We start from the raw sequence: 24,552 nt of genomic DNA, 5'->3' as shown, positions 1-24,552 counted from the left end.
GTAAAAATGTCAATTATGAAACCTGAAGAATTTAAAATTGAACTTGCGAATATATCTATATTAGATATTCGAACAAATCAGGAATGGGATGATTTTAATTTGGGTGGAATACATATTCCATTGGATTATTTACTTGAAAGAATCAGCGAGTTATCCAAAGAGAAAAAATATGTAGTTATTTGTTACAATGGAACTCAAAGTTTAATTGCTAGCAAATTATTACGTTCCAAAGGATTTAAAGTTGAAAATCTAGAAGGAGGCCTAGAAGCCTTTTTGAGTTTATAAACACAACTCACTTTGCTCACTGGCTCACTCTGCTCACTGATTCTGCCACTCAATCATTCCTCCCAACAAATTCCTAACCTTAGTAAATCCTTGCATTTCAAGAAAATCTTTTGCTCTTCCCGAACGAGCGCCTGAGCGACAATGGATGATTAATTCCTCGTCTTTGAATTGTTCGATTTCGTCTAAACGGTCTGGAAGTTCTCCCAAGGGAATTAGGGTTGCGCCTATGTTAAACTCATCAAATTCATGCTCCTCACGCACGTCAAAGATGTTTAATTTCTCTTGAGCATCTATGCGTTGTTTTAATTCTTGTACTGTAATATCTTCCATTGTTTAATTGTTAATTGTAAATTGTTAATTATAAATTATAGAAAATATAGGTTATTTGAAGTTGGAAATAATAAATATAATTGCGACCATTAACCATTAACCATTAACAATTAACAATTAACAATTAACAATTATTCCCCACTTCCTGCTACCCACAAATCAATGATATCACCAGGTTTTACGGTGAGTCCGGTACATGTTGCACAAGCCTGTTTGAATACTGTTCCCGGAGTTGCCTCGGAGTTTGTTTCGTAATTTACTTTGCCAACTTGTAAATTCATTCCGGCTAGGATAATATTTACTTCATCTAATGGTTTTCCGGTAAGGTCTGGTAGTTCGACTTCCACGTCAGCGGTTCCATTACCAATAAATAAATCAACCATGGTACCTTTGGGAATGGCAGCTCCCGGTTCTATTTTTTTACCATTCACTTGAATTTCAATAACTTCTTTAACACGAGGATCATTGATTTCATGCACTAATCCCTTTTTTAGTCCAGCAATTACCAATTGTTGTTCTGCACTTCTAACTGACAATCCAATAATGCCAGGCATCTTTATCATTGGTGGAGTTTCAGAATTTATGGTGATATAGACCTTTCTTCCCGATTTTACTAAAGAATTGGGTAATGGATATTGTGAAAGAATAGTTAATGGGGGCTTATCTGCAGTAAATGTGCAATCCGTTATTTCGTAGGTAAGATTATTTTCATCTAACAAATCTTCCATTTGAGTCATATTCATACCTTTCAAATTTGGGACTTTAATACTTTCTCCATGATGTGTACTCCAAGGTAAATACAAGAAAAAGAAACCAAAAAAGAAGACCAGTGCCAAGGAAATTAAAATTCCAATGTGCGTGTATAAATCCTTTTTTGAATTGGTTGAAATTTGAGACATCAGCGATGCAGATTTGTTTCTGCAATATTACTAAGAAATTGAGAATAATAAGAATATTAGAATATAAGAATATTGGAATATAAGAATATTGGAATATAAGAATATTGGAATATAAGAATTTTGGAATATAAGAATTTTGGAATATAAGAATATTGGAATATAAGAATATTGGAATATAAGAATATTGGAATATAAGAATATTGGAATATAAGAATATTGGAATATAAGAATATTGGAATATAAGAATATTGGAATATAAGAATATTGGAATATAATAATATTGGAAAATTAGTTTATCAAGAAGTTGATAGGAAATAATTGTATTTTATTTTAGGGGACAATGGCGCCCCTTTCCCCCTGCAATCTAAGGTTTTTATTTAAAAGTTATTTGATTAAAATTTCTGTGCTAATTTAATCGGGCCAAGACCCTAAAAAATTAAAAGGTGAAGGAATAAACCTCCACCTTTTTTTCTTAGAATCCTCAATTCTCCGATTCTTCGTTTCCTCAATTCCTCAATTCTCCGATTCTTCGATTCTTCAATTCTCCGATTCTTAGTACTTAAAAATCTTATCGCCCGCCATTACTTCCTGAGTTTTCTCATTGAAAGTAACTCGCTGACCTGTGCGGTATGCGGCGTTCGACATAATTGTTGCAATGGAATGTTGATATCCAGCTTCAATCGGTGCATTTGGAGTTTTACGAGAACGAACACATTCCATCCAGTTTTTAATGTGGTTGAATGTTAATTCATCTCCGCCAGTGTTAGCATCTGTAGCAACTTGTGAGGCACCTTCAATTTTCATGGTTGGCAATAAATTCGCTTGCATTCCCATTGATCTTGCTTCTCTTTCTGATAGACCACCGTTTGGTGAAATTGTATTGGTATCCAAATTTAATTCTCCACCATTTGAGTAATAAATCTCCTTTGTACCTCCAGCACCGTTTGAGAAACGGGAAGTAAATTGCACTTGGAATCCTTTGCTCATGTCATTTAATGGACCGTAATCAAATACTACTGTCATGGTATCTGCATTTTTACGACCATCTTGCCACTGGTAAATTCCACCGTTGGCAACCGCAGAACGTGGGTGTGCTAATCCAGAGAACCAGTGTACGGTATCAATTTGGTGCGACATCCATTGTCCTGGAATTCCCGAAGAATAAGGCCAGAATAAACGATATTCTAAATATTTTCTCGGATCAAAGGTGTCAGCCGGGCGATTCATTAAGAAGCGTTTCCAGTCGATATCAGATTCTTTTAAATCTTTGGTTAAAGCTGGTCTTCTCCATCTGCCTGGTTGATTTACGTTCCAAACTAATTCCACCATTTTGATATCTCCAAATTTACCCGATTTGATAAATTCATCTGCTGCCCAATAATTTGCACCAGAACGTCTTTGTGAACCAATTTGAACAATTTTACCAGAATCTTTTACCGCTTTTAATACTGCTCTAGCATCCTCCATTGTTTCTGCTAAGGGCTTTTCTGTGTAGGTATCACAACCTGCTTTTACAGCTTCGATCGTATGTAAAGCATGTTGAAAATCTGCTGTTGAAATGAAAACAGCATCAATTCCTTTTGCAGAATACAACTCTTCATTGTTTCTGTAAGTAGTAATATTGCCACCTAATTCTTTCTCTAAAAATGCTTTTCCTTCTTCTCTTCTTCTGTTCCAAAGATCAGATAAGGCAACCATTTCAAAGTTCATTCCTTTGGCTAAGGCTTTGAATGGAGGTACGTGAGAAGCTCTGTGGCGGTCAGAAAAACCAACGCAAGCAACGCGTACGCGATCGTTAGCACCTAAAATCTTGCTGTAAGATTTGGGACTAAAAGCAAATGTTCCTAAAGAAGCAATGCTCGTTTTTTCAATAAATTCTCTTCTATTCATTTGTTAAATATGTTTGAGGACTATTTTATTTCTCTAATCTTAATATTTTGGTAATATACGGAATCTCCATGTTCTTGCAATAAGATTGGGCCTCTTTCCATCATTCCAAATCCTGGCCAAACATGGTGCTTCGAATGGGCCACCAATACTTTGTATGCTGGTCCACCTCTTTCATATTCCAATACTTTAAAGCCATTTAACCAATGTTCTACATGGTTGTTTGGATAAACAATTACACGACCCTTATTCCATTCGCCAATTTTCTTTTGAAATCTTTTTTCGATTTTGATGGATGGAATTAAATCATATAAACTCGCCATAGTTCTGTTACCTTCTGTTCCCAATTTAGCATCTGGGTGTTTTTCATCGTCCAATACTTGGTACTCTAAACCTATTGCAGATTTACCTGATTGATACGTTTCATTTACAAAATACTTAACACCGGAATTTGCTCCTTCGGTTAATTTGAAATCAAAATCCAATTCGAAAGCTTTGAAAGTTTCTCTAGAAAGGATATCACCTCCATTTGTCGACTCAGCGCCACCAGAAGAATTTACGTGCAATACGCCGTTTTCCACTGTCCAAACACTTGGAGGAGCAGTTTCTTTGAAGGCAGATCTCCAATTGTTTAAATCTTTTCCGTTGAAAAGCAATTTGTATCCCATAGCCTCTTCTTCTGGAGAAAGTGTGTTCTGCGTATAGTTTTCTACAGGAGTTGTTCCATCTACTGGACTTGGTTTGATGTCTTTTCCAGTTTGAATACGAATGTTTTTCCACATTACTTGCATACCTGGAGTCATGCTCGCATAGATCGCATGTACTTGAAGGGCTATAAAACCAGTCGCCGTCATGTCGTCCACTAAATAAGAAACGGGCTGACCGTTTATCCATGTACGGATGATATTACCAATCGCTTCAATACGGTATTTATTCCACTCATCACGCTTGAAAGCTTTTTTAGCTTCGGGATGAATTTCAGTTGTATATAACCAACCTCTTCTGGATTCATCATAGATACCACCCGACCATCCTCTGTCTGATGGATCGATTTCACATTGGTACCCATAAACCGTGCCATTTAAGTATTCGGGATTGGAGTTAGAACGAAATTGAACTCCTGAGTTCATTTTGCTATCTACTTTTAATTCAAGTTCTAAAATAAAATCTCCGTAAATTTTTTCAGTTGCTAAAAATGAGTTCGGAGTTTTTGCTACAGTCGTACCAACAATAGCCCCATCTTTAACCTCATAAGTGGCTTTTCCACCTAATTGTTTCCAACCATTTAAAGTTTTTCCATCAAATAAATTGGTCCACTTTTGTGAATTGCCCAAGAATGGAGTGCAAATTCCGGCAATTAAAAGAGGTAATATTAGTTTTTTCATATATTATAAGTTTTAAATCAAATATATAAAGTATAATTTATAAACTATTTACTGATTTATAGGGCAAATTATCATATTGTTCTATTAATTTTGTAGGATAATCCTTTTGAAATGAAAAGACAGACACAAGCTATTCGTATCCAAGCAGAAAGATCTCAAAACAGAGAACATGCTGTTCCCTTATATTTAACATCCAGCTTTACTTTTGAAGATGCAGAACAAGGAAGAGCCATTTTTGCAGAAGAACAGAGTGGAAATATTTATTCTCGTTACATGAATCCCAATGTGGATGAGTTTGTTGAGAAGATGTGTATGTTTGAAAATGCGGAGGATGGATTGGCTTTTTCAACTGGTATGGCAGCAATTTTTGGAGCCATGGCGGGAGTACTTAAATCAGGAGACCACGTTGTAGCCTCAAGTGCTTTATTTGGTTCAGCCATTCAAATTTTAACAAAAATTACCAGCAAATGGGGTATTACTTGCACATTTGTGGATGGAAAAGATATTCAAGCATGGGCGAATGCAGTACAAGAAAATACACGTTTTTTCTTTTGCGAGAGCCCAAGTAATCCTGGTTTGGAATTAATCGATTTGGAAGCTTTAGCGAAAGTTAAGGAAGGGAAAAATATCATTTTAGCGGTTGATAATTGTTTTGCAACACCAATTTTACAAAACCCAATCGATTTAGGTGCTGATTTGGTGATACATTCGGCTACGAAATATATTGATGGTCAGGGTCGCGTTTTAGGGGGAGTAGTTTGTGGGAAGAAAGAATATATTCAAGAAATCAGATTTTTTGCTCGACATACAGGCCCGTCCTTGTCGCCATTTAATGCATGGGTAATGTCGAAAAGCTTGGAATTGTTAGAATTACGCATGGAAAAGCATTCTGCCAATGCCATGGCTTTAGCCGAAGCACTTGAAAATCATCCTAAATTGAATGCAGTTAAATACCCCTTTTTGAAATCGCATCCCCAATATGAGTTGGCTAAAAAACAAATGAAATTTGGTGGAGGAATTTTAACCTTGGATTTAAAGGGTGGATACGATAAAGTCGTTGCATTTAGTAAAGCGCTAAATATTGTTTCCGTTTCACCCAATTTAGGAGATACCCGAACTATTTTGACCCACCCAGCTTCAACAACTCATTCCAAAATATCTGCAGAAGATAAAACTGCGGTTGGAATTACAGAAGGTTTGGTACGTATCGCTGTCGGTTTAGAAGATATTGAAGATTTGAAAGCTGACTTTTTAAATGCATTAGCAAGTTTGTAATATGTGGATAGCTCTAATTTTATGTTTAGCAATACTTGCCACTAATGTGGTGATAGGTGTGTATGTTGAACGTAAATTATCTGCATTTTTTCAGGATCGATTGGGTCCCATGGAGGTAGGTAAATGGGGTTTGTTGCAAGTTTTTGCCGATTTATTGAAGCTTTTTCAAAAAGAAGATATAGTCCCATTAAACGCACAAAAACGCTTGTTTTTGTTAGCACCTTGGATTATTTTTATTTCAGTTTTTGGTGCATTTGCGGTGATTCCTTTGAGTTCAGGCACTTGGTTGCAGGGAAGTTCAACCGAAATGGGTGTGATGCTTTTGATGGGAATTGTTTCATTGGATAGTATTGGAATTTTATTGGCAGGTTGGACCTCAAATAACAAATATTCCCTTCTAGGTGCCATTCGTTCAGCTGCACAATTGATATCCTACGAAATTCCCCTAGGACTTTGTATTTTATCTGTAGTTATCTTTTCTTCCAGTTTGAATTTGCAGGAAATTGTGCTACAACAAGGGATTTTTTCAACTACTGAAAATAATTTATTTGGATTAAATAACTTAGGTATCAATGTTTCAAAAGTCGGTGGATTTTTGACCTGGAATATCGTTCGCATGCCTTTATTCTTTGTTGTTTTTATTGTTTATTTCATTGCCAGCTTGGCGGAGGCAAATCGTGCACCCTTTGATATACCAGAAGCCGAATCCGAATTGGTTGGTGGATTTCATACCGAATATTCAGGTATGCGCTGGGCCTTGTTGTTCTTGTCGGAATACGGAATGATGTTGTTAGTTTCCATTTTAGGAGCTATTCTGTTTTTTGGAGGCTGGTATTCTCCATTGCCAAATATTGCAAGTATTAAATTAGCTGATTGGACAAATGGTGTTCAGGGCGAATTATCTGGTTACTTTTTGGGATTCTTTTGGTTAATGATAAAATCTTATTTATTGATTGCCGTTCAAATGTGGGTTCGTTGGACACTCCCACGCTTACGAGTTGACCAGCTTATGTACCTATGTTGGAAGGTTTTGACCCCCATTGCCCTGCTTTTCGTCGCAATTACAAGTATTTGGATATTGTTTTAGGGATAATCTGTAGAATTTTTTGTATTATTGATGTTTATATTATTTGTATAAACCTCTTTAGCCTATGGCCCAATTTTTTACAAAGGGTAAAATTTTATTTTTTCTTTTAATCGTTTTAGCATTTTCTGCTTTTTCTCAAACAACAACACTTCCTGCAGTTTATGGTCGAGTGATTGATGCCCAAACGGGTGAACCGTTGAAAGGAGCTGTTATTGCCTTGGATTTTAAAAAATCTGGAACAAAAACGGATAGTTTAGGTAATTATAAAATTCATTTGCCTTACGGTGAATATGTGATAAAAATTTCACATGTTGGTTACAATTCATTTAGATCTCGTGTTCTATTGAAAAAAGATGAACTGCTAAATGTTGAATTAAATGACGTAACCAAGCAATTAGAGGAGGTTATCGTTTCATCTTCCTCTACTAAAAAAGATATTCAAACGCCTTCTTTGGGTGTAACTATTTTGAGCTTAAAAGGAATCAAAAAGTTGCCAACTATGATGGGAGAGGTGGACGTAATACGTTCTCTACAAACCCTTCCTGGAGTTTCATCGGTAGGAGAAGGTTCCAATGGTTTGAATATTCGTGGTTCTAATGTGGATCAAAACTTGATTTACATTGATGATACCCCGATTTTCAATCCAACCCACATGTTCGGATTATTCTCTGTATTTGCTTCTGATGCGATCCGCGATTTAGAATTATATAAAGGTGGTGTTCCTGCTCGTTTTGGTGGTCGTTCTGCAGCTGTTTTAGATATTAAAATGATTGAACCCAACACAGATCATTTTAAAATGCAAGGGGGTATTGGTTTGGTTTCTAATCGTGTAATGGCAGAAATTCCAGTTATAAAAGAGAAATTATCTGTATTAGTTGCAGCACGCGGATCATTCAACGACTTCTTGTTTAAAATGGTTGCTCCAGATAATTTGAAGAATATTCGTGCCAATTTTATGGATATTGCAACAAAGATTTACTATCGACCAAATAATAAAAACACGATTTCTTTTAGTAATTATTTTAGTTACGATTATTACCGAGTAGATTCCTTATTTAGTTTGGAAAACGTTGTGGCAAAAAGAACCAATTTTGATTACGGCCACCAAAATTTTGCAGTACATTGGAATCATTATTTCTCTCCAAAGTTGAGTATGATGTTAAGTGGAACGACCACTTTTTACAATACTAAAACCTATGCCCCAGATACTGTCAATACGATTAATTTATTGAGTTCAATTAAGTATAATAACATCCATGCTAGTTTCGATTATATTCCAAATGACAAGCATAAATTGAATTTTGGGGTTTCAGGGACAAGTTATAAAATTATGCCAGGTCGATTGAATGAAGGAGTTGCCTCACGTGTTTCAACTGTTATTATTCCAGATGAGCAATCATTTGAAGCAGGAATTTATGCCGATGAGGAATTTAAAGTGAGCGAGAAGTTTACCTTTCAAGCTGGACTTCGATATTCACAATATTGGCAAATAGGAGCAGGTACCGTAAATGAGTATGCATCGAATCAAATGCCATCCCTAGGTACCATAACACGAAAAATAAATTATGCACCTGGCGAAGTGATGGCCTCTTATGGTGGCTTTGAACCAAGGTTAACGATGAAATATTCTATCGGTAAAGATGCAACAGTTAAGTTTGGTTATAATAGAATGCAACAGTTTTTTCAATTGCTTTCGAATAATACGACCCCCTTACCAACTTCTCGTTGGAAAACAGCATCAGCTTATATAAAGCCTCAAAAATCTGATTTTGTTTCTTTAGGATTGTTTAAGACATTTAATGAAAATGTGTATGAAACAAGTTTAGAAACCTATTACAGAGATGTTCAAAATACATTAGATTTTGTTTCTGGGGCAAATCTTCAATTAAATCCAAATATTGAAACCCAATTAGTAACAGGAAAAGGTAAGGCTTATGGTTTTGAATTAATGTTGCAAAAGAAAAAAGGTGAAATGACGGGTTGGATTTCTTATACCTATGCGAGAGCTTTCTCTCAAATGGTTGGAGATTTTCCAGAAGTGCAGTCTATTAATGGAGGAAATTGGTTCCCAACAAATTACGACAAACCTCATACATTTAATGCGATGATTAATATGACGCCTACGCCGCATCATAGTTTCTCATTTACCTTTGCCTACAATACGGGTCGTCCATTCTCTTCACCATCTGGTTTGTATGAAATTGGCGGAAAAAGATATCCTGTGTTTTCAGAAAGAAATAATGATAGAATTCGCGATTACCATCGTTTAGATTTCTCTTGGACCATCAGTAATCCTTCCATGAAACACGTTCGTTGGGAGGGAAGTTGGGTGTTTACCGTCTATAATTTATATGGAAGAAAGAATCCCTATTCATTATTTTTTAAATCAACCAAATACGGAATTCAACCTTATGAATTGAGTGTATTTGCTTCTCCATTTGTATCATTGACCTATAATTTTAAATTTTTATAAGATGCTTAAGAGAATATTTCAATCCATTTTACTTTGCGGAATCTTAAGCTTTTTGGTAATAGCTTGTGTTTTTCCAGTCACAGATTTTGTGCAAAAAGATGCTACTTCTTATTTAGTTGTAGAAGCAGATATCACAAACGATCCTACAACTTGTAAAGTTCGTATAACAAATTCTGCTAATCGTTTACAATCTGTATTGATGTTGCCTGTTACAAAGGCTACTGTTTATGTTACAGATGAAAAAGGTGTACAAACGTTTTTCAAGGAAGGTACCGTCTCCGGTACTTATTTGCCTCCTTCTGGATTTGTTGGAAAAGTAGGTTCCTCCTATCAATTATATATTAAAACTTTGATGGGATCTGAATATCTTTCAGATGTGGAGACAATGAAACCTGTTCCAGTAATTGAAAATATGATTTCAAATTTTGAAATTTATGATCAATATATAAAAGGTGATCCTCGACGTGGTGGTTGGTCTGTTTATTTGGATTTCAAGGATAATGCAACCGAAGGTGATTTCTACCAATGGAATTGGAAGCACTATGAGAAAATTCAAATTTGTGCTACTTGTACCGGTGGGGGTTTGTGGAACTTTACCAAAAATGATTGCAATGTATTAAAGTTTCCTAATGATCAAATTTGGAATTTTCAATGTGATGGAAACTGTTGGGATATTTCATGGAATAATGAAATCAACGTATTTTCAGATGTTTTGACGAACGGTCAGCGTATCGTAGGTCGACAAGTAGCACGTGTTCCCTTTGATGGATATGGAATGTATTATTTCCGATTAGAACAACGCGCAATTACGAAATCTGTATTTAATTACAATCAATCCATCATTAGTTCTGTACAATCGAATGGATCTATGTTTGATGTGCCTGCAGAAACGAAGTTTAGCTTAAACATCAAGTCAAAGACGAATCCGACAGAAAGAATTTTAGGAGTATTTAATGTTTATTCGGCAGATAAAAAGATATTCTTTATTGATCGTTCCAAAAATATTCCTGAAGGTGAGCGTGCAAATATTTCACCTTTAATAGGTGATGTTTATACCTGTCCTCCTGGAGCAGTGGGTTGTCAGGAAAGAGTTCCTTGTTTTGAAGGGCCTACTCGAACAAAGATTACACCAGAAGGTTGGAATTTGTAAAAAAAATGAAGCATCTTTGTGCTTCATTTTTTGCTTATGATAGGTGTATTATTAGTTAATTTAGGTACTCCGGATGCTCCGGATACAAGTTCGGTTAGAAGATACTTGCGAGAATTCTTAATGGATGGTCGAGTGATTGATATTCCATATATTTTTCGTTCTCTTCTGGTTAATGGAATTATTGCCCCTTTCCGAGCTCCTAAATCGGCTAAAGTTTATCAGCAATTATGGGAGCATCGTGGTTCTCCTTTGAAGTTTTACGGAGAAGATAATGTACATGATTTACAAAAAAAATTAGGAGATCAATATGCTGTTCGCCTGGCCATGCGTTACCAAAATCCTTCTATGGAATCGGTTATGCATGAAATGCAACTGCTTAATTTGAAAAAATTAATCATTATTCCATTATTTCCTCAATATGCCTCAGCTACTACAGGTTCAGTCTTTGAGAAGGTAATGGATTTAATGAAATCTTGGCAAGTAATGCCTGAATTGAAAATTGTTAATTATTTCTACAATCACCCGGGTATTGCCAAATATTTTGCTGAAAAAGCAGAAAATTACAGAAAAAAACACTCTTTTGATCATTATGTGTTTTCGTATCATGGGGTTCCTGAGCGACACATCAAGAAAGGGGATATCACTAAACAAACTTGTTCTTTTGGCACTTGTTGTGATAAAATCACAGACAAAAATCATCTTTGTTATCGTGCCCAATGCTTTGAAACTTCTCGACTGATTGCTAAAGAAATGGGATTGAAGCCAGAAGAATATACTACCGCATTTCAAAGTCGTTTAGGTCGAGATCCTTGGTTGCAGCCATATACTGATGAAACGATTAAAAAGCTTACCAAAGAAGGCAAGAAAAATGTACTAGCATTTTCGCCAGCTTTTGTTGCCGATTGCCTGGAAACCACTATTGAGGTAGGTGAGGAGTATAAAGAATTATTTGAAGAAAATGGAGGTCAGCATTGGCAATTGGTTGAAAGTTTGAATAATTCTAAGGAATGGGTGGAAATACTTAAATTGTTAGTTGAAAATTGAAAATTGTTAACTATCAACTATCAACTTTCAATTTTCAATTTATCACATATAATTCAAATCATTATTTCGCTTGAGCTTGATGATATGAAAAGCATTCAATAGCAATATCACCGGATAGGTAGGATCAAATTCATGCCATTTAACCCCAAAATTTGCTCTACCTCCTAATTTATGGTGGTTGTTGTGATAGGATTCACCCATCATTAAGAAATCAAAGGGTAATAAGTTTTTGGCTGTATCATTTACTTTGAAATTTACATATCCATATTTATGTGCAAACCAATTGATGACAACTCCGTGAACAGGTCCCATTAGATAATGGATAGGTAATAAAAGATATTCCCAATTGTTAGTGGCAAATTTCATGTAAAATAAAGTGTATAAAGTACCCCATAAAATTCTAACAGGCCAATAATCTCCTAATTTTTCTACCGTTTTGTAATAGGGAACACCCTTTAAAAACTTTGGGTCAATATTTGCCCGATCATTTAACACATTATTGTAATAATCTTTTGTTTTAAACATCATGTCAAATAATCCCGTAGAATAGCTCGGGGAATGTGGATCTTTTTCGGTATCGGCATAGGCGTGATGAAGTCGGTGCATGATTCCATAAGCCTTTGGACTTAAAAAAGAAGAACCTTGGGTAATAAATGTCACCCAGTAAAAGAATTTTTCCCAACCTTTCGACATCGTAAACATTTGATGTGCTGCATATCTATGTAAAAAAAATGTTTGAGAAAATAAGGATAAATACCAATGAGCTAAAAAGAATAGTAATATTGTCATAAATAATTTTTTGCAAAATTAGACAGACTCTTATCATCATATCCTGACCATAATCATTTTAAAGAATGATTCTGATGGTTTTTGGCAAAGCTTTTAAAAATGAATAACTTTAATTAACAATTAACAATTAACAATTAACAATTAACAATTAACAATTAACAATTAACAATTAACAAGTGCTTCTACTCGCTATTCTCTTTTCTGTTCTTTTATTGGTTAATTTTCGTTTACATGCCAAATGGGGAATTAATACTAGCATTGCTATTTTATTAAATTATCCTATTTGTTTTTTAGTAGGGTATTTGATGCAACCTGAGGCCGTGAATCATTTATTTGATTTGTCTATGGCTAATAATATTCCTGTGTTTTTATTAGGTATAGGATTTATAGTCACCTTTTTGTTTTCTGGAAAATCTACCGTCAAGAATGGTATGGCGGTTACTTCCTTGGCAAATAATATGTCATTAGTCTTGCCAGTTGTCTTTAGTTTATTGTTTTTAGGAGCTTGGCAAGGTGCCCAATGGAATACTTATTTGGGACTTGCATTGGCATTTGTAGCCATTTATTTTTTTAGTCCGAAAATCAATTCTGAGAACAATTCAATTGTTTCTCCTATGTTGTTGATTGCAGCCTTTTTATGTTATGGAATAACTAATTCAACCTTTAATTATTTGAATAAAGAAACGGCTCCACTGCTTGGAGGTACCATTCCATTTATGTTATTGGCCTTAATAGGTTCAATTGTCGCTGGATTATTGGTTTTGATATTTCAAATGGTAAACAAGCAAATTACCTTAGACCCTAAATCTGTTTTAGCCTCAATTCCGCTCGGAATTCCGAATTTTTTGTCTTTTTATTATTTATTGAAAGCCCTTGACCAAGCAGGTAATAATGGTGCTTTGGTCATGCCCATTTACAACATAGGCGTTATTGCTGGTACTGCATTAGTTGGTCTAATTTTCTTCAAAGAGCGACTAAGTAAATTGCAAATTGCTGGCCTAGCCATTGGAACTGCTTCTGTGATTTTATTAGGGTTATAATTGCTAAATATATTTTTGAAATATAATTGTAGGCAACTACAAAATTTGGCAATCACAAGATGTGGCAACCACAAGGGTTGCCACTTTTAACTTTTCACTTTCAACTTATTGATGCTCATCATCTGCTGAAGGGTCTTTTGCATATTGTCGGCAGACCCATCAAGGAAAATTACATTGCCATTTGATTGTTCTCCGAATTGTTTGATTGCCTCTGTCCACATAGAAAACAAAATAACAGAAGTGTCCAAATTTGCTTGTTGCATTTCTAAGGCAGCGTCTGTCATCCCTTTTGCAACTTCCTGACGAAAAAGGGCAACTCCTTGTCCACGTAATTGGGCAGCCTCTCTCTCAGCATTGGCAGCAATTTTGATTGCATTACCTTCTGCTTCAGCAGCCTTGGTTTTGGTAATTAATAAAGCTTGTCCTTCGTTTTCAGCCGCAGCTTTTAGATTATTTGATGCAACTACCTGACTCATGGATTTTAGGATAGCTTCGTCGAAAGTAATATCGTTTAATTGAAGGTCTTGTAAATGATATCCCCATTCTTCCATGATTTGGTCGATTTGGTCCTTTACATATTCTACAATTTCTTTTCGTAAGCCTAAAATTTCACTTTGTTTTTTTGTTGCTACAAACGAACGAATAGAACCTTCAACAGTTCGAACAATTGTTTGCATCAAACTTTTTTCGTCTATAAATTTATAGGCAACATTTTTAATCGTTTCCTCATCCTGATTTATCACACTGTAAAGCAACATGGATTTAAAATATACATTTGCCTGATCTTGTGTAATCGCTTGAAATTCTAATTCAATGGAACGATTTTGGACTGAAATTACTTTGAAAATTTGTTCGAAAAATGGAATCTTAAAATTTAAACCAGGTGGCAAAATTCGTTGATACTTTCCAAACATAGAAATGACTGCAACATTTCCTTGTTGCACAGTCACCAAGCCAGAAAAAATAATGGCGATAATTAGAGCGATGATTATTCCGAAGAGGACCATAGTGGTAATTGGTAATTGTTAATTGTTAATTGTTAATTGTTAATTGTTAATTGTTAATTGTTAATTGTTATTTTGTCCTTAATTTACAATTTATAATTAACAATTAATAATTATAATACATTCGCCGTTTGCTCCTTAATCTTTTCCAATTCATCTTTCATATTCACTACCAATTGCTGAATGATGGAATCATTTGCTTTGGAGCCAATGGTGTTAATTTCACGTCCAATTTCCTGAGAAAGAAAATTTAATTTTTTGCCATTTCCTTCTTTGATAACATCATCGAAGTAATTTAAATGTGTTTGCAAACGTACTTTTTCTTCAGAAATATCTATTTTTTCGATGTAATAAATGAGTTCTTGTTCAAAGCGGTTTTTGTCAAAACCTTCTGATAAGTGTAATTCCGCGACTGATTTATGCAATCTTTCTCTCAAATTTGGAATGCGGAGTTTGTCTTGCGCTATGATTTTTTGAAGACGCTCAGAAATGTTTGAAATGTATTCTTTGAATTTATTTTCTACTACAATTCCTTCTCTTCTTCTAAAAGATTTACATTCTTCAACTGCCTCCTTTAATGCTTCAAAAATAGTATTAAATAAGTTCTCAAAATCTTCTTCTGATTCATTTGAATTGTCAGTTATAGTCGAATTTGGCAAACTCAAAGTGTGCAAAAATAATTCTGTTTCATTCAATTGAGCAATATTATTTTGCAATGCTATTTCTTTTAATTCTTTGAAATAGGAACCAATAGTTGGAGAATGAAACAGATTTGAATTAACTACCTCTTGATTTGGATTTTTATGCAATTGTATGTTCAATTCAATTTTTCCTCTTTCAAGTTGTTGAGTTAAGAAATTTCTAATTTCAATTTCTTTGGAAGAGATGTTCTTTGGTATGCGACAAAAGATGTCAGTAAATTTTGAATTTAAGCTTTTCAGCTCAATTCGTATTACATATTCACTGGTTTCTTTTGTGGCTTTTCCAAAGCCGGTCATTGAATAAATCATATTGCTTTTTTCTCCTCTTTAAATTGTAATCCCAACATTAGCAAAATGAAAATAATCATGGCCACCGAAGCTATGGCATCTATATTTTTACCTTGGCTAACGGATGTTGGTTCAAATTTGAATTCTATTTTGTGGTTTCCAGAAGGAATAAGCATTCCACGTAACACATAATCCGTTTTAAAATGTGGCACTTCTTTTCCGTCAATATATGACTTCCAGTCCTTATTTCCTTTGTAATAAATCTCAGAGAAAACCGCAAAACCTGACCCCATATTAGAACTTTGGTAAGTTAATTGGTCTGGTTTGTATTGCGTTAGGGAAATTGTTCCTACTGAATTTGTTTCAACTTTTTCTTTAAAATCATTTTGCTCTAATATGGCAGTTTCTTTGGGATTAATCTTTTCTAAGCTATTCAATGCCTCATCAGCAGAATTTTTGATTTCTAAAGATTTTACAAACCACGCATTTCCAAATGCATTTGGATTAGTCTGAGCAATTGGTCTTCCTGTTGAATCTGCACCAATAACATATTTTGTATTGAGCATGTTTAAAATATTCATTTGGGCCGGTGAACCATTGAAATACTTTTCTATTAATTCTTGGTATCTTCTCAATTTTGCCCCATGATAACCTCCCAATGAGTGGTGATAATAGGATGTACTCGCATCACTCATGAAATTCGTAGTCGAATTCAAAACCCTAAATTGGGTTTTGTCTTGAAGAATTTGTTCATCTGCTGGACTTGGAGTTCTCTCTTCCTCCAATGTGCTTTTTGAAACAAAAGCTTCATTGGTAAAATATCTTTTGGAAACAGAAAATACATCAAAAACAGAAAGGGCAATAAGAAGTCCCAACACCAATTTTTGATTTGCATTTTTCACGCTCGACCAAACTAATAATCCAGCTGCCAATAAAATAAAAATGGCAGTTCGAATTGCATCCGATTGGAAGATTGAAATTCTATCTTCTCGGATTGCATTCCAAAGTGAGGAATTCATTTGTGCATCCTCTAATAGGGTGGCACCATCTTGTGCTCCTTTGAAATCTAAAAATAGGGTAGGAATAAGTGCTAAAATAAGTGATAAGCCTGCTGTTAATCCTACGGAAATCATTAGCTTTTTTTTGATAGCTGATAAACTTGGTTTTTCCTCCAATAATTGTTTGATTCCCAGCATAGCTAATAATACCATCAATAATTGAACTAAATTTAGAATCATTGTGATGGCTCTAAATTTATTGAACATTGGGAAGTAATCGAATAATATGGAATTGAAAAAGAAATTTTTACCCCAAGACATTGAAATAAAAAACAAGGTAGTGGCGATAATCCAGTATTTTTCTTTTGATTTTACATAAAAGGCAGCAAAAAGAAATAAGAAAACAACAATTGCACCTGCGTAGGCCGGACCTGCGGTATAACTTTGTTCCCCCCAATAACTTGGTCCTTTTTCTACAAATGGAAGCGCTTGTTCGCCAGGAATTCCAGCGTCTGTCATCATTTGGTAGGTTTTCGATTTTTCTCCGCCTAAATTTCCTTGAGATGCGCCACCATAAAAATTTGGTATCAAAAGTGTACCTGTTTCACCGATTCCATAGGACCAATCAAAAGCATAATTTTTATCTAATCCAGACCCTTGCGCTGCTTTTGCTTTTAATTCAGATTTTCCTCTAATAGTTTCTTTTGCATAATCATAAGCTCCCCAAAGTCGCATCGTGTGCGTTCCAAGTGCAATTCCCATAGCTACAGCAATTAATAAGCCCGTTTTAAACCAATTGGCAAATTGCTTGGTTTGAATGGCATTAATTAAAGTGTAAATTTTATAAGCTCCAATGATAAAGAAGCTGTAATAGGTGATTTGAACGTGGTTGGCATACAGTTCTAATCCCATGGCAAGGCAAATAAAGGCTAGTCCAAGCCATTTTTTGGTGTTTGACCAAGCCATGTGAACTCCAGCCAATAGCATGGGCACATAGGCAAGGGCTAGAACTTTTGATATATGTCCTGCGGGAATGATGACCATATTGTAGGTCCCAAGCGCATATAAGGCTGCTCCTAATAAGCCAATCCAATTTCTGGTGCCGAAAGCAATCAATAAAACGTACATTCCCAACATTTGCAGGAATATTAAATTGACTGGATTGGGTAAAATGTTCGAAATGAATCCACCAATTTTACTCGAAATGCTGTAAGGGTACGAGCCAGCAATTTGAAAACTTGGCATGCCAGAAAACATGGAATTGGTCCACCATGCGGTAATCCCTGTTTCCTCTTTGTATTTATTTAATTCTTGCGCAGCAGATTGTGCTTGTTGGATGTCGTGCTGCATTAAAACTTTTCCTGATAAAACAGGGCTGCAATAGATAAATGCTAAAATAAGTAAGATGCCAATCGATCCAAGATGTGGCAAGCAGCTGCGCAAGTTAAATTTCATTTTAGTTGATGGCTACTAATTCCAAATCAAATGTTAAATCTTTTCCTGCCAATGGGTGATTTGCATCTAAAGTTACATGCGTTTCTGTTAAATCCGTAACCATCACTTCCATTACGTGTCCACCATCTTGGTGCATATTTAATCCCATGCCAATTTCTAATTCGATATTTGCTGGAATCTGCGTTCTTTCTATGGTCAATGTGTTTTCTGGAGAATGCTCACCGTAAGCCTCTTTTGCAGGAATAACGATTGTTTTTTTCTCTCCAATTTGCATTCCAGTAACACCATCATCAAATCCTTTGATGACCATTCCTGAACCAATTTGAAATTCTAAAGGTGTACGACCTACTGATGAATCAAAAATTTCTCCAGTGGTATGTTTTCCTGTATAATGTACTGATACTTTGTCTCCTGATTTTGCAGCCATGATTGAATTATGAATTATGAGTTATGAGTTATGAATTGTTAAAAACCTTTAACAATTAACAATTAACAATTAACAATTGATTTTAAGATTTCCAAGCCATCCACATTATTAAGTGCAATATCCGCAGCTCTTTCTGGGTGGGGCATCATGCCAAATACATTTCTTTGTGCATTACAAATACCTGCAATGTTTTCTAGGCTACCATTTGGATTAGAATTTTCATTGATATTTCCGTTTTCATCACAATAATAAAACAAGATTTGATCATTGTCTTTCAAGGTTTGAATGGTTTTTTCATCTGCGAAATATCTTCCCTCTGCGTGTGCAATAGGTACTTTGTAAGCCTTATTCGCATCTAAAGCTTGCGTTAATAAACTATTTTGAGTTCCAGTTTTTAGGTAAATATTTTTTGAGATGAATTTTTGTGAATTATTGCGAAGTAAAACGCCAGGCAATAAATGAGCTTCCACTAACACTTGAAATCCGTTACAAATACCCATCAAATAGCCTCCCTCATTGGCATGTTTGATCACATTTTCCATGATGGGTGAAAAACGTGCAATGGCACCAGAACGTAGGTAATCTCCATAGGAAAATCCACCCGGAACGATGATGAAATCACAATTCTCTAAACTTGTTTGTTTATGCCATAATTTTACGGCTTGATGTCCTAATGATTCAATTACACCAACCGTATCGTCATCACAATTGGATCCTGGGAAAACTACTACTCCGAATTTCATTGATTTTGTTTTAAAAATTTTTGCAAAAATACGGCTTTTTTATGGATTTTTGGCAATTAATTTAGCTTTTCTACATTCATCAAAAAATGTTCCGTATCAAACTGAAATCCGTTTTCAATTTTTAATTCTTGCCAATTTTGAGTTGGGGTCAATCGTATCTTATCTGACTTGCCTTTTAACAAATCTACTGGCATGTGAATGTTGTCAGGTAAGTTTTTCCAACGGTAAGTCAAGGTGCCCCCTAAATATTTATATTCCAAGGTTGGGTATTCTGTCATAAATAAATAAAAATCCATCAACGGTTTAATGTTTTTATTTAGTTTGTTGTCAAAATATCTAACTACTTCCTCTGTACTGGTATTTTTGTGGTAAAAATCTAAGCAAAAATCTTTTATAGTTTTAAACCAAAGCAAATCATCGTTCACAATGCTTCGTATGGTGTGGAACATCCAGGTGCCTTTGAAGTACATGTCGGAGTCGGGACTTTGGTAATTCACTCCATATGGTCCCACGATTGGATATTTTCCTTTAATGCGTTCCTTTTGGCCATTCAGATATTTTTGGGTCATATCTTTGCCCATTTTTTCTTCCAAATAAACAGCCTCAGCGTAAGTACCTGTTGCTTCATGGATCCATAAATCGGCATGATCCGAACAAGAAATTGAATTGCCAAACCATTCATGTGCCGACTCATGAATGATGATGAAGTCGAAGCCAAAAGGATTATTTTTGTAATGATTGCCGTAGGCAACTGCCGATTGATGCTCCATGCCCCAATAATCTGTTTCTACTAAGCAGTAACCGTCTTTTGGAAAAGGGTAGGGGCCAAAATACTTTTCAAAAATTAATAGCATTTCTCTACTTTGTTGGAAATGGGCTCTCGCCTTATCTAGATTTTTTTCCAATACATAATAATCTAAATCAAGTGTTTTGCCATTTAACTGGGTAAGTTGCTCTGACCAATGTGCGTATTTAGCTATATTTAGAGATATGTTGTAGGTGTTAATAGGGTAGCTCACATGCCAATTCCATTGGGTAGTTGATCCTTTTGCAACCTTTGAAATCAAATTGCCATTGGAAACAGCCGTTAGCTCGGATGGTACTTCCACATGTATATCTGCCGACTCTGGTTCATCTGCCGGATGGTCTTTGCAGGGCCACCAAACCGAAGCGCCAAGCCCTTCACAAGAAACCGTTACCCATGGATTTCCTTCGGGATCTTTGGTCCAGGAAAATCCACCATCCCATGGGGGACGAACTGCCGCCCTGGGTTGCCCATGGTATTCTATTAGTATTTTTTCATTGCTTCCCTTTGTTAATTCATTAGGAAATTGAATGAAAATGGCATTCCCATCTCTTTTAAAACTTAAGCTTTTCCCTTTCATTGAAATTTTGTCAACAATCATATTGGCAAATAAATCAATTTGAATTTTTTTTGTCTTTTCTACAACCCCAAAACTGATTTCATTACTTCCAGAAATGGATTTATTGGTGATATCTACTTTGACAGAAAGATTGTAATGTTTTACATCAAAAGAAGTTCTTTCGGGTCTCAAGCCTCCACGAAGGGTATCTGTGTGGGAGAAGGATTGGGCAAATGATAAATATGAGGTAAGAAGTAGGAAGAAGCAAAGAATATGTGAATCTGGGAATCGAAGAATTGAGGAATTGGGGAACCTGGGAATCTGAGAATTTGGGAATTGGGGGATTTTGGAAAATAAATACATATAAATTGAAATGATGAAATTGTTGGTGATAAATATACGAAATATTTATTGCCTTAAAAGCAAAACGACCCCATTGGGGCCGTTTTATAAAAGCTGTTTTAGAAATTCTCAAATTGTGGCTTCGGGTTTCCTCGCTTTGCTCGCCTCTACCTCCGGTTTTGTTTCCTCAATTCCTCAATTCCTCGATTCTCTGATTCTCCGATTCCTCAATTCTCCGATTCCTCAATTCTCCGATTCTTCGATTCTCCGATTCTTCGATTCTCCGATTCCTCAATTCTCCGATTCTTCGATTCTCCGATTCCTCAATTCCTCGATTCTTCGATTCCTCAATTCTTCGATTCCTCAATTCTTCGATTCCTCAATTCCTCAATTCCTAGTATCTGTAATGCTCCGGCTTGAACGGTCCATCAACTTTTACGCCGATGTATTCTGCTTGAGCTGAATCTAATTTTTCTAATTTAGCACCAATGTGAGCTAAGTGCAAGAAGGCAACTTTCTCATCTAGGTGTTTTGGAAGAATGTACACTTGGTTTTCGTAGCTAGCCGAGTTTGTCCACAATTCAATTTGTGCCAAAGTTTGGTTTGAGAATGAATTCGACATTACGAAAGATGGGTGACCCATTGCGCAACCTAAATTCACCAAACGACCTTCTGCTAAAACGATGATATTGTTACCATTTACATTGTACATATCAACTTGTGGTTTGATTTGCTCTTTTGTGTTACCAAAGTTGCCATTCAACCAAGCCATGTCTATCTCGTTGTCAAAGTGACCAATATTACAAACGATCGCCTTGTCTTTCATTGCTTTGAAATGACGATCTTTGATGATGCCAATGTTTCCAGTTGCCGTTACAAAAATGTTAGCGCGAGTAGCAGCTTCGTCCATTGTAACTACTTCATAACCGTCCATTGCAGCTTGTAAAGCACAAATTGGGTCAATTTCTGTAACTAAAACACGACAACCTGCCCCACGTAAAGAATCTGCAGATCCTTTTCCTACATCACCATAACCAGCTACTACAGCTACCTTTCCAGCCAACATTAAGTCAGTAGCACGACGAATCGCATCTACCAATGACTCCTTACAGCCGTATTTGTTATCAAATTTTGATTTTGTTACGGAGTCGTTTACGTTAATTGCAGGTAAATGCAATGTTCCGTTTTTCATACGCTCGTACAAACGGTGAACGCCCGTTGTTGTTTCTTCAGATAAACCTTTGATTCCTGCGATTAACTCTGGATATTCATCAAATACCATGTTAGTTAAATCACCACCATCGTCCAAAATCATATTTAATGGTTGGCGATCTTCTCCAAAGAACAAAGTTTGCTCAATACACCAATTGAATTCCTCTTCGTTTTGACCTTTCCAAGCATAAACTGGAATGCCTGCTGCTGCTATTGCCGCTGCTGCGTGATCTTGTGTTGAGAAAATATTGCAAGAAGACCAAGTAACATCAGCTCCCAATGCAGTTAAAGTTTCAATTAAAACAGCTGTTTGGATTGTCATGTGCAAACAACCTGCAATTCTCGCACCTTTTAAAGGTTGAGATTTTCCAAATTCTGCTCTTAATGACATCAATCCTGGCATTTCTGCCTCAGCCAATTTAATTTCTTTGCGGCCCCATTCAGCCAAACTAATATCTTTTACTTTGTAAGGAAGGTAATGAATTGAAGAATTTGACATTGCTTTTTTGTGTTGATTTCTAAATAAAGTGCAAATTTAGTAAAAAAAGAGATTAGTACATAGGATAAAGTGGAATGCTAGAGAAAAATACTGACAAACTTTACTTTACTTTCTTGCTAATTACCTCACTCTAAAAACTGTAGAACAGACTCCAACTGTATCCCTCTCGACCCCTTTACCAATAAAAATGAATTTTCGATTTTATGATCTTGTAGCCAGGTGTGAAGGCCAAATTTGTCAGGGAAATAAAATGCATTTGGTAGATGAATTAAGGCATTTTGGAAATGGTTTCCAACTAAAAGCACCTTGTCGAATTTACATTTTGCAATTAATTTGCCGATTTCTTCATGCTCTTCGGCAGATGAATCTCCTAATTCGAACATGTCTCCCAAAATTAAAATTTTCGGAAAATGATCTGTGTCATTGAAATGTTCAATAGCGGCCGACATGGATGATGGATTCGCATTATAGGCATCCATTAAAACTTGATTGGATCCAATTTTCAAAAATTGGCTTCTGTGATTATTGGGAGCGTAACTAGCAACCCCTTCATGACATTGTTCTTCGTTTAGTCCAAAAAAGCTTCCCACTGTCAAAGCCATTTGAATATTTTCAAAATTATAGATTCCTGGTAAATGGGTTTTTATGTTTTTTCCTTTCGACTCATAAACCACCGTAGGTTTTGCCTCTACTAAATGTGTAGGAATAGCCTGATTCGTTTCAATAACCCTTTCAAATTTTCTCGACTCAAATACTTCTCTAACACCATTAGACTGATAAGGAATAAATACAGTTCCTTTGTTTTCAGCTATAAAATCAAACAATTCTCCTTTGCCTTTTTTAATTCCTTCTATTCCACCAAAACCTTCTAAATGGGCTTTGCCAATATTTGTAATTAAACCGTGTGTTGGAAGTGCAATGTCTGCTAATTCCTTGATGTCGCCCACTTTATTGGCACCCATTTCAATGACAGCAATTTCATGTGAAGGTTTTATTGAAAGTAAGCTAAGAGGTACTCCAATATGATTATTTAAGTTCCCAGCAGTTGCAAAGCAATGATATTTTTGGGAAAGAACTGAAAAAATCAATTCTTTGGTAGTCGTTTTTCCATTGGAGCCTGTAAGTCCAATTACCGGAATCTTTAGGGTCTTACGATAATCTCTGGCCAAGGTTTGAAGAGCCAAAAGTCCATCAGAAACCAACAGCGTTTTTTCTCCTATATCAAACGCTTCATCATCAATTACTACGTAGGAAGCACCTTTTTCTAAAGCTTCTTTTGCCAATGAATTGGCATTGAAATTGGGACCTTTTAATGCAAAAAATAAATTTCCTGTTTGAATTTTTCGCGTATCTGTAGAAACTCCAGAGGATTTCAAGAATATCGATAGAAGTTCATTGGAATTCGTTTTCATTAATATTTGCATTTTTTCAATACAAATATCGGAGAAATTATCAGTTTTTTATCAATTTTTAGATTGGCATTCTATTGGATAGGATTTAATTTTAAAAATATTTAAAAATACGTTAATAGGTAGTTCCCGTTTTGGGAATTATTTTCTAATTTTAAACCATTAATACGATTGAGAATCATATCTAAAAGAACTTTAAGGGAATTTTGGGAAAATTATCCAGATTGTGAACAACAATTGAAATCATGGTATTTAGAAGCAACTAATTCGAATTGGAATAGCATACAAGCTATAAAACTAGCCTACCCAAGTGCAAGTATATTAAAAGATAATCGTGTTGTATTTAATATTAAGGGTAATAGATATCGATTGATTGTTCGAATAAATTTTAATTATCAAATGATTTGGATTCGATTTATAGGTACTCATGTGGATTATGACAAAATAGATGCAAATGAAATTTAAA

21 protein-coding genes are annotated in these 24,552 nt (G+C 35.4%); 8 read left to right on the top strand and 13 right to left on the bottom strand.

Annotated features, from left to right (window positions below; translation table 11 throughout):
• Window positions 1-15 precede the first annotated feature (15 nt).
• Window positions 16-285, top strand: a complete 270-nt coding sequence (locus EOJ36_RS06560; RefSeq protein WP_164847860.1) for a rhodanese-like domain-containing protein — start codon at window positions 16-18, stop codon at window positions 283-285.
• A 33-nt stretch (window positions 286-318) separates the two neighbouring features.
• Here EOJ36_RS06560 and EOJ36_RS06555 read toward each other — a convergent pair whose 3' ends face one another.
• The 4 genes from EOJ36_RS06555 to EOJ36_RS06540 form a co-directional block, all read right to left on the bottom strand.
• Entirely contained in the window at window positions 319-615 is a 297-nt protein-coding gene (locus tag EOJ36_RS06555) for a rhodanese-like domain-containing protein (protein ID WP_127803602.1), read from the bottom strand.
• A 131-nt stretch (window positions 616-746) separates the two neighbouring features.
• Entirely contained in the window at window positions 747-1,514 is a 768-nt protein-coding gene (locus tag EOJ36_RS06550; RefSeq protein WP_127803600.1) for a PASTA domain-containing protein, read from the bottom strand.
• A 552-nt stretch (window positions 1,515-2,066) separates the two neighbouring features.
• On the bottom strand, window positions 2,067-3,404 hold the full coding sequence (locus EOJ36_RS06545; protein ID WP_127803598.1) for a Gfo/Idh/MocA family protein: 1,338 nt from the start codon (window positions 3,402-3,404) through the stop codon (window positions 2,067-2,069).
• Window positions 3,405-3,424: 20 nt separating this feature from the next.
• On the bottom strand, window positions 3,425-4,786 hold the full coding sequence (locus tag EOJ36_RS06540) for a 3-keto-disaccharide hydrolase (RefSeq protein WP_127803596.1): 1,362 nt from the start codon (window positions 4,784-4,786) through the stop codon (window positions 3,425-3,427).
• A 111-nt stretch (window positions 4,787-4,897) separates the two neighbouring features.
• On the opposite strand from EOJ36_RS06540, the gene EOJ36_RS06535 reads away from it, so the two are divergent.
• The 5 genes from EOJ36_RS06535 to hemH all read left to right on the top strand — a co-directional run bounded on the left by EOJ36_RS06535 (window position 4,898) and on the right by hemH (window position 11,815).
• Entirely contained in the window at window positions 4,898-6,061 is a 1,164-nt protein-coding gene (locus tag EOJ36_RS06535) for a trans-sulfuration enzyme family protein (RefSeq protein WP_127803594.1), read from the top strand.
• A 1-nt stretch (window position 6,062) separates the two neighbouring features.
• Complete coding sequence (locus EOJ36_RS06530) at window positions 6,063-7,148, top strand: complex I subunit 1/NuoH family protein (protein ID WP_127803592.1); 1,086 nt, start codon at window positions 6,063-6,065, stop codon at window positions 7,146-7,148.
• Window positions 7,149-7,212: 64 nt separating this feature from the next.
• On the top strand, window positions 7,213-9,621 hold the full coding sequence (locus tag EOJ36_RS06525) for a TonB-dependent receptor (protein WP_127803590.1): 2,409 nt from the start codon (window positions 7,213-7,215) through the stop codon (window positions 9,619-9,621).
• Between the two features lies 1 nt (window position 9,622).
• Window positions 9,623-10,771 (top strand): DUF4249 domain-containing protein, encoded by a 1,149-nt coding sequence (locus tag EOJ36_RS06520; protein WP_127803588.1) that lies wholly within the window; start codon window positions 9,623-9,625, stop codon window positions 10,769-10,771.
• A gap of 36 nt (window positions 10,772-10,807) precedes the next feature.
• Window positions 10,808-11,815, top strand: coding sequence for a ferrochelatase (gene hemH, locus EOJ36_RS06515; RefSeq protein WP_127803587.1), 1,008 nt, complete (start codon window positions 10,808-10,810; stop codon window positions 11,813-11,815).
• 42 nt (window positions 11,816-11,857) lie between these two features.
• Here hemH and EOJ36_RS06510 read toward each other — a convergent pair whose 3' ends face one another.
• On the bottom strand, window positions 11,858-12,604 hold the full coding sequence (locus tag EOJ36_RS06510) for an acyl-CoA desaturase (RefSeq protein ID WP_127803585.1): 747 nt from the start codon (window positions 12,602-12,604) through the stop codon (window positions 11,858-11,860).
• A 176-nt stretch (window positions 12,605-12,780) separates the two neighbouring features.
• On the opposite strand from EOJ36_RS06510, the gene EOJ36_RS06505 reads away from it, so the two are divergent.
• Window positions 12,781-13,644 (top strand): EamA family transporter, encoded by an 864-nt coding sequence (locus EOJ36_RS06505; protein ID WP_127803583.1) that lies wholly within the window; start codon window positions 12,781-12,783, stop codon window positions 13,642-13,644.
• Window positions 13,645-13,730: 86 nt separating this feature from the next.
• Here the strand turns inward: EOJ36_RS06505 and EOJ36_RS06500 are convergent, their stop codons facing one another.
• The 8 genes from EOJ36_RS06500 to EOJ36_RS06465 all read right to left on the bottom strand — a co-directional run bounded on the left by EOJ36_RS06500 (window position 13,731) and on the right by EOJ36_RS06465 (window position 24,089).
• Window positions 13,731-14,651, bottom strand: a complete 921-nt coding sequence (locus EOJ36_RS06500; protein WP_127803581.1) for an SPFH domain-containing protein — start codon at window positions 14,649-14,651, stop codon at window positions 13,731-13,733.
• Window positions 14,652-14,761: 110 nt separating this feature from the next.
• A complete protein-coding gene (locus tag EOJ36_RS06495) occupies window positions 14,762-15,658 on the bottom strand; it encodes a YicC/YloC family endoribonuclease (protein ID WP_127803579.1) in 897 nt (298 codons plus the stop codon).
• Window positions 15,655-18,078 (bottom strand): glycosyltransferase family protein, encoded by a 2,424-nt coding sequence (locus EOJ36_RS06490; RefSeq protein WP_127803577.1) that lies wholly within the window; start codon window positions 18,076-18,078, stop codon window positions 15,655-15,657. The genes EOJ36_RS06495 and EOJ36_RS06490 overlap by 4 nt, the downstream gene beginning before the upstream one ends.
• 13 nt (window positions 18,079-18,091) lie before the next feature.
• A complete protein-coding gene (locus EOJ36_RS06485) occupies window positions 18,092-18,520 on the bottom strand; it encodes an FKBP-type peptidyl-prolyl cis-trans isomerase (RefSeq protein ID WP_127803575.1) in 429 nt (142 codons plus the stop codon).
• A 59-nt stretch (window positions 18,521-18,579) separates the two neighbouring features.
• Window positions 18,580-19,260 (bottom strand): phosphoribosylformylglycinamidine synthase I, encoded by a 681-nt coding sequence (purQ, locus tag EOJ36_RS06480; protein ID WP_127803573.1) that lies wholly within the window; start codon window positions 19,258-19,260, stop codon window positions 18,580-18,582.
• Window positions 19,261-19,316: 56 nt separating this feature from the next.
• Window positions 19,317-20,987, bottom strand: a complete 1,671-nt coding sequence (locus EOJ36_RS06475; RefSeq protein ID WP_127803571.1) for a M1 family metallopeptidase — start codon at window positions 20,985-20,987, stop codon at window positions 19,317-19,319.
• Between the two features lie 373 nt (window positions 20,988-21,360).
• The gene (gene ahcY, locus EOJ36_RS06470) at window positions 21,361-22,677 is read right to left on the bottom strand and encodes an adenosylhomocysteinase (protein ID WP_127803569.1); all 1,317 of its coding nucleotides are present in this window, start codon (window positions 22,675-22,677) and stop codon (window positions 21,361-21,363) included.
• A 125-nt stretch (window positions 22,678-22,802) separates the two neighbouring features.
• Window positions 22,803-24,089: a UDP-N-acetylmuramoyl-tripeptide--D-alanyl-D-alanine ligase gene (locus EOJ36_RS06465; protein ID WP_127803567.1), complete on the bottom strand. Its 1,287-nt coding sequence runs from the start codon at window positions 24,087-24,089 to the stop codon at window positions 22,803-22,805.
• A gap of 168 nt (window positions 24,090-24,257) precedes the next feature.
• On the opposite strand from EOJ36_RS06465, the gene EOJ36_RS06460 reads away from it, so the two are divergent.
• Complete coding sequence (locus EOJ36_RS06460; RefSeq protein WP_127803565.1) at window positions 24,258-24,551, top strand: type II toxin-antitoxin system HigB family toxin; 294 nt, start codon at window positions 24,258-24,260, stop codon at window positions 24,549-24,551.
• Window position 24,552 lies beyond the last annotated feature (1 nt).

Origin of the sequence: Sandaracinomonas limnophila (assembly GCF_004005965.1) — a bacterium.
Taxonomy (GTDB): Bacteria; Bacteroidota; Bacteroidia; order Cytophagales; family Spirosomataceae; genus Sandaracinomonas; species Sandaracinomonas limnophila.
This window is presented reverse-complemented; position numbering and strand designations above follow the sequence as displayed.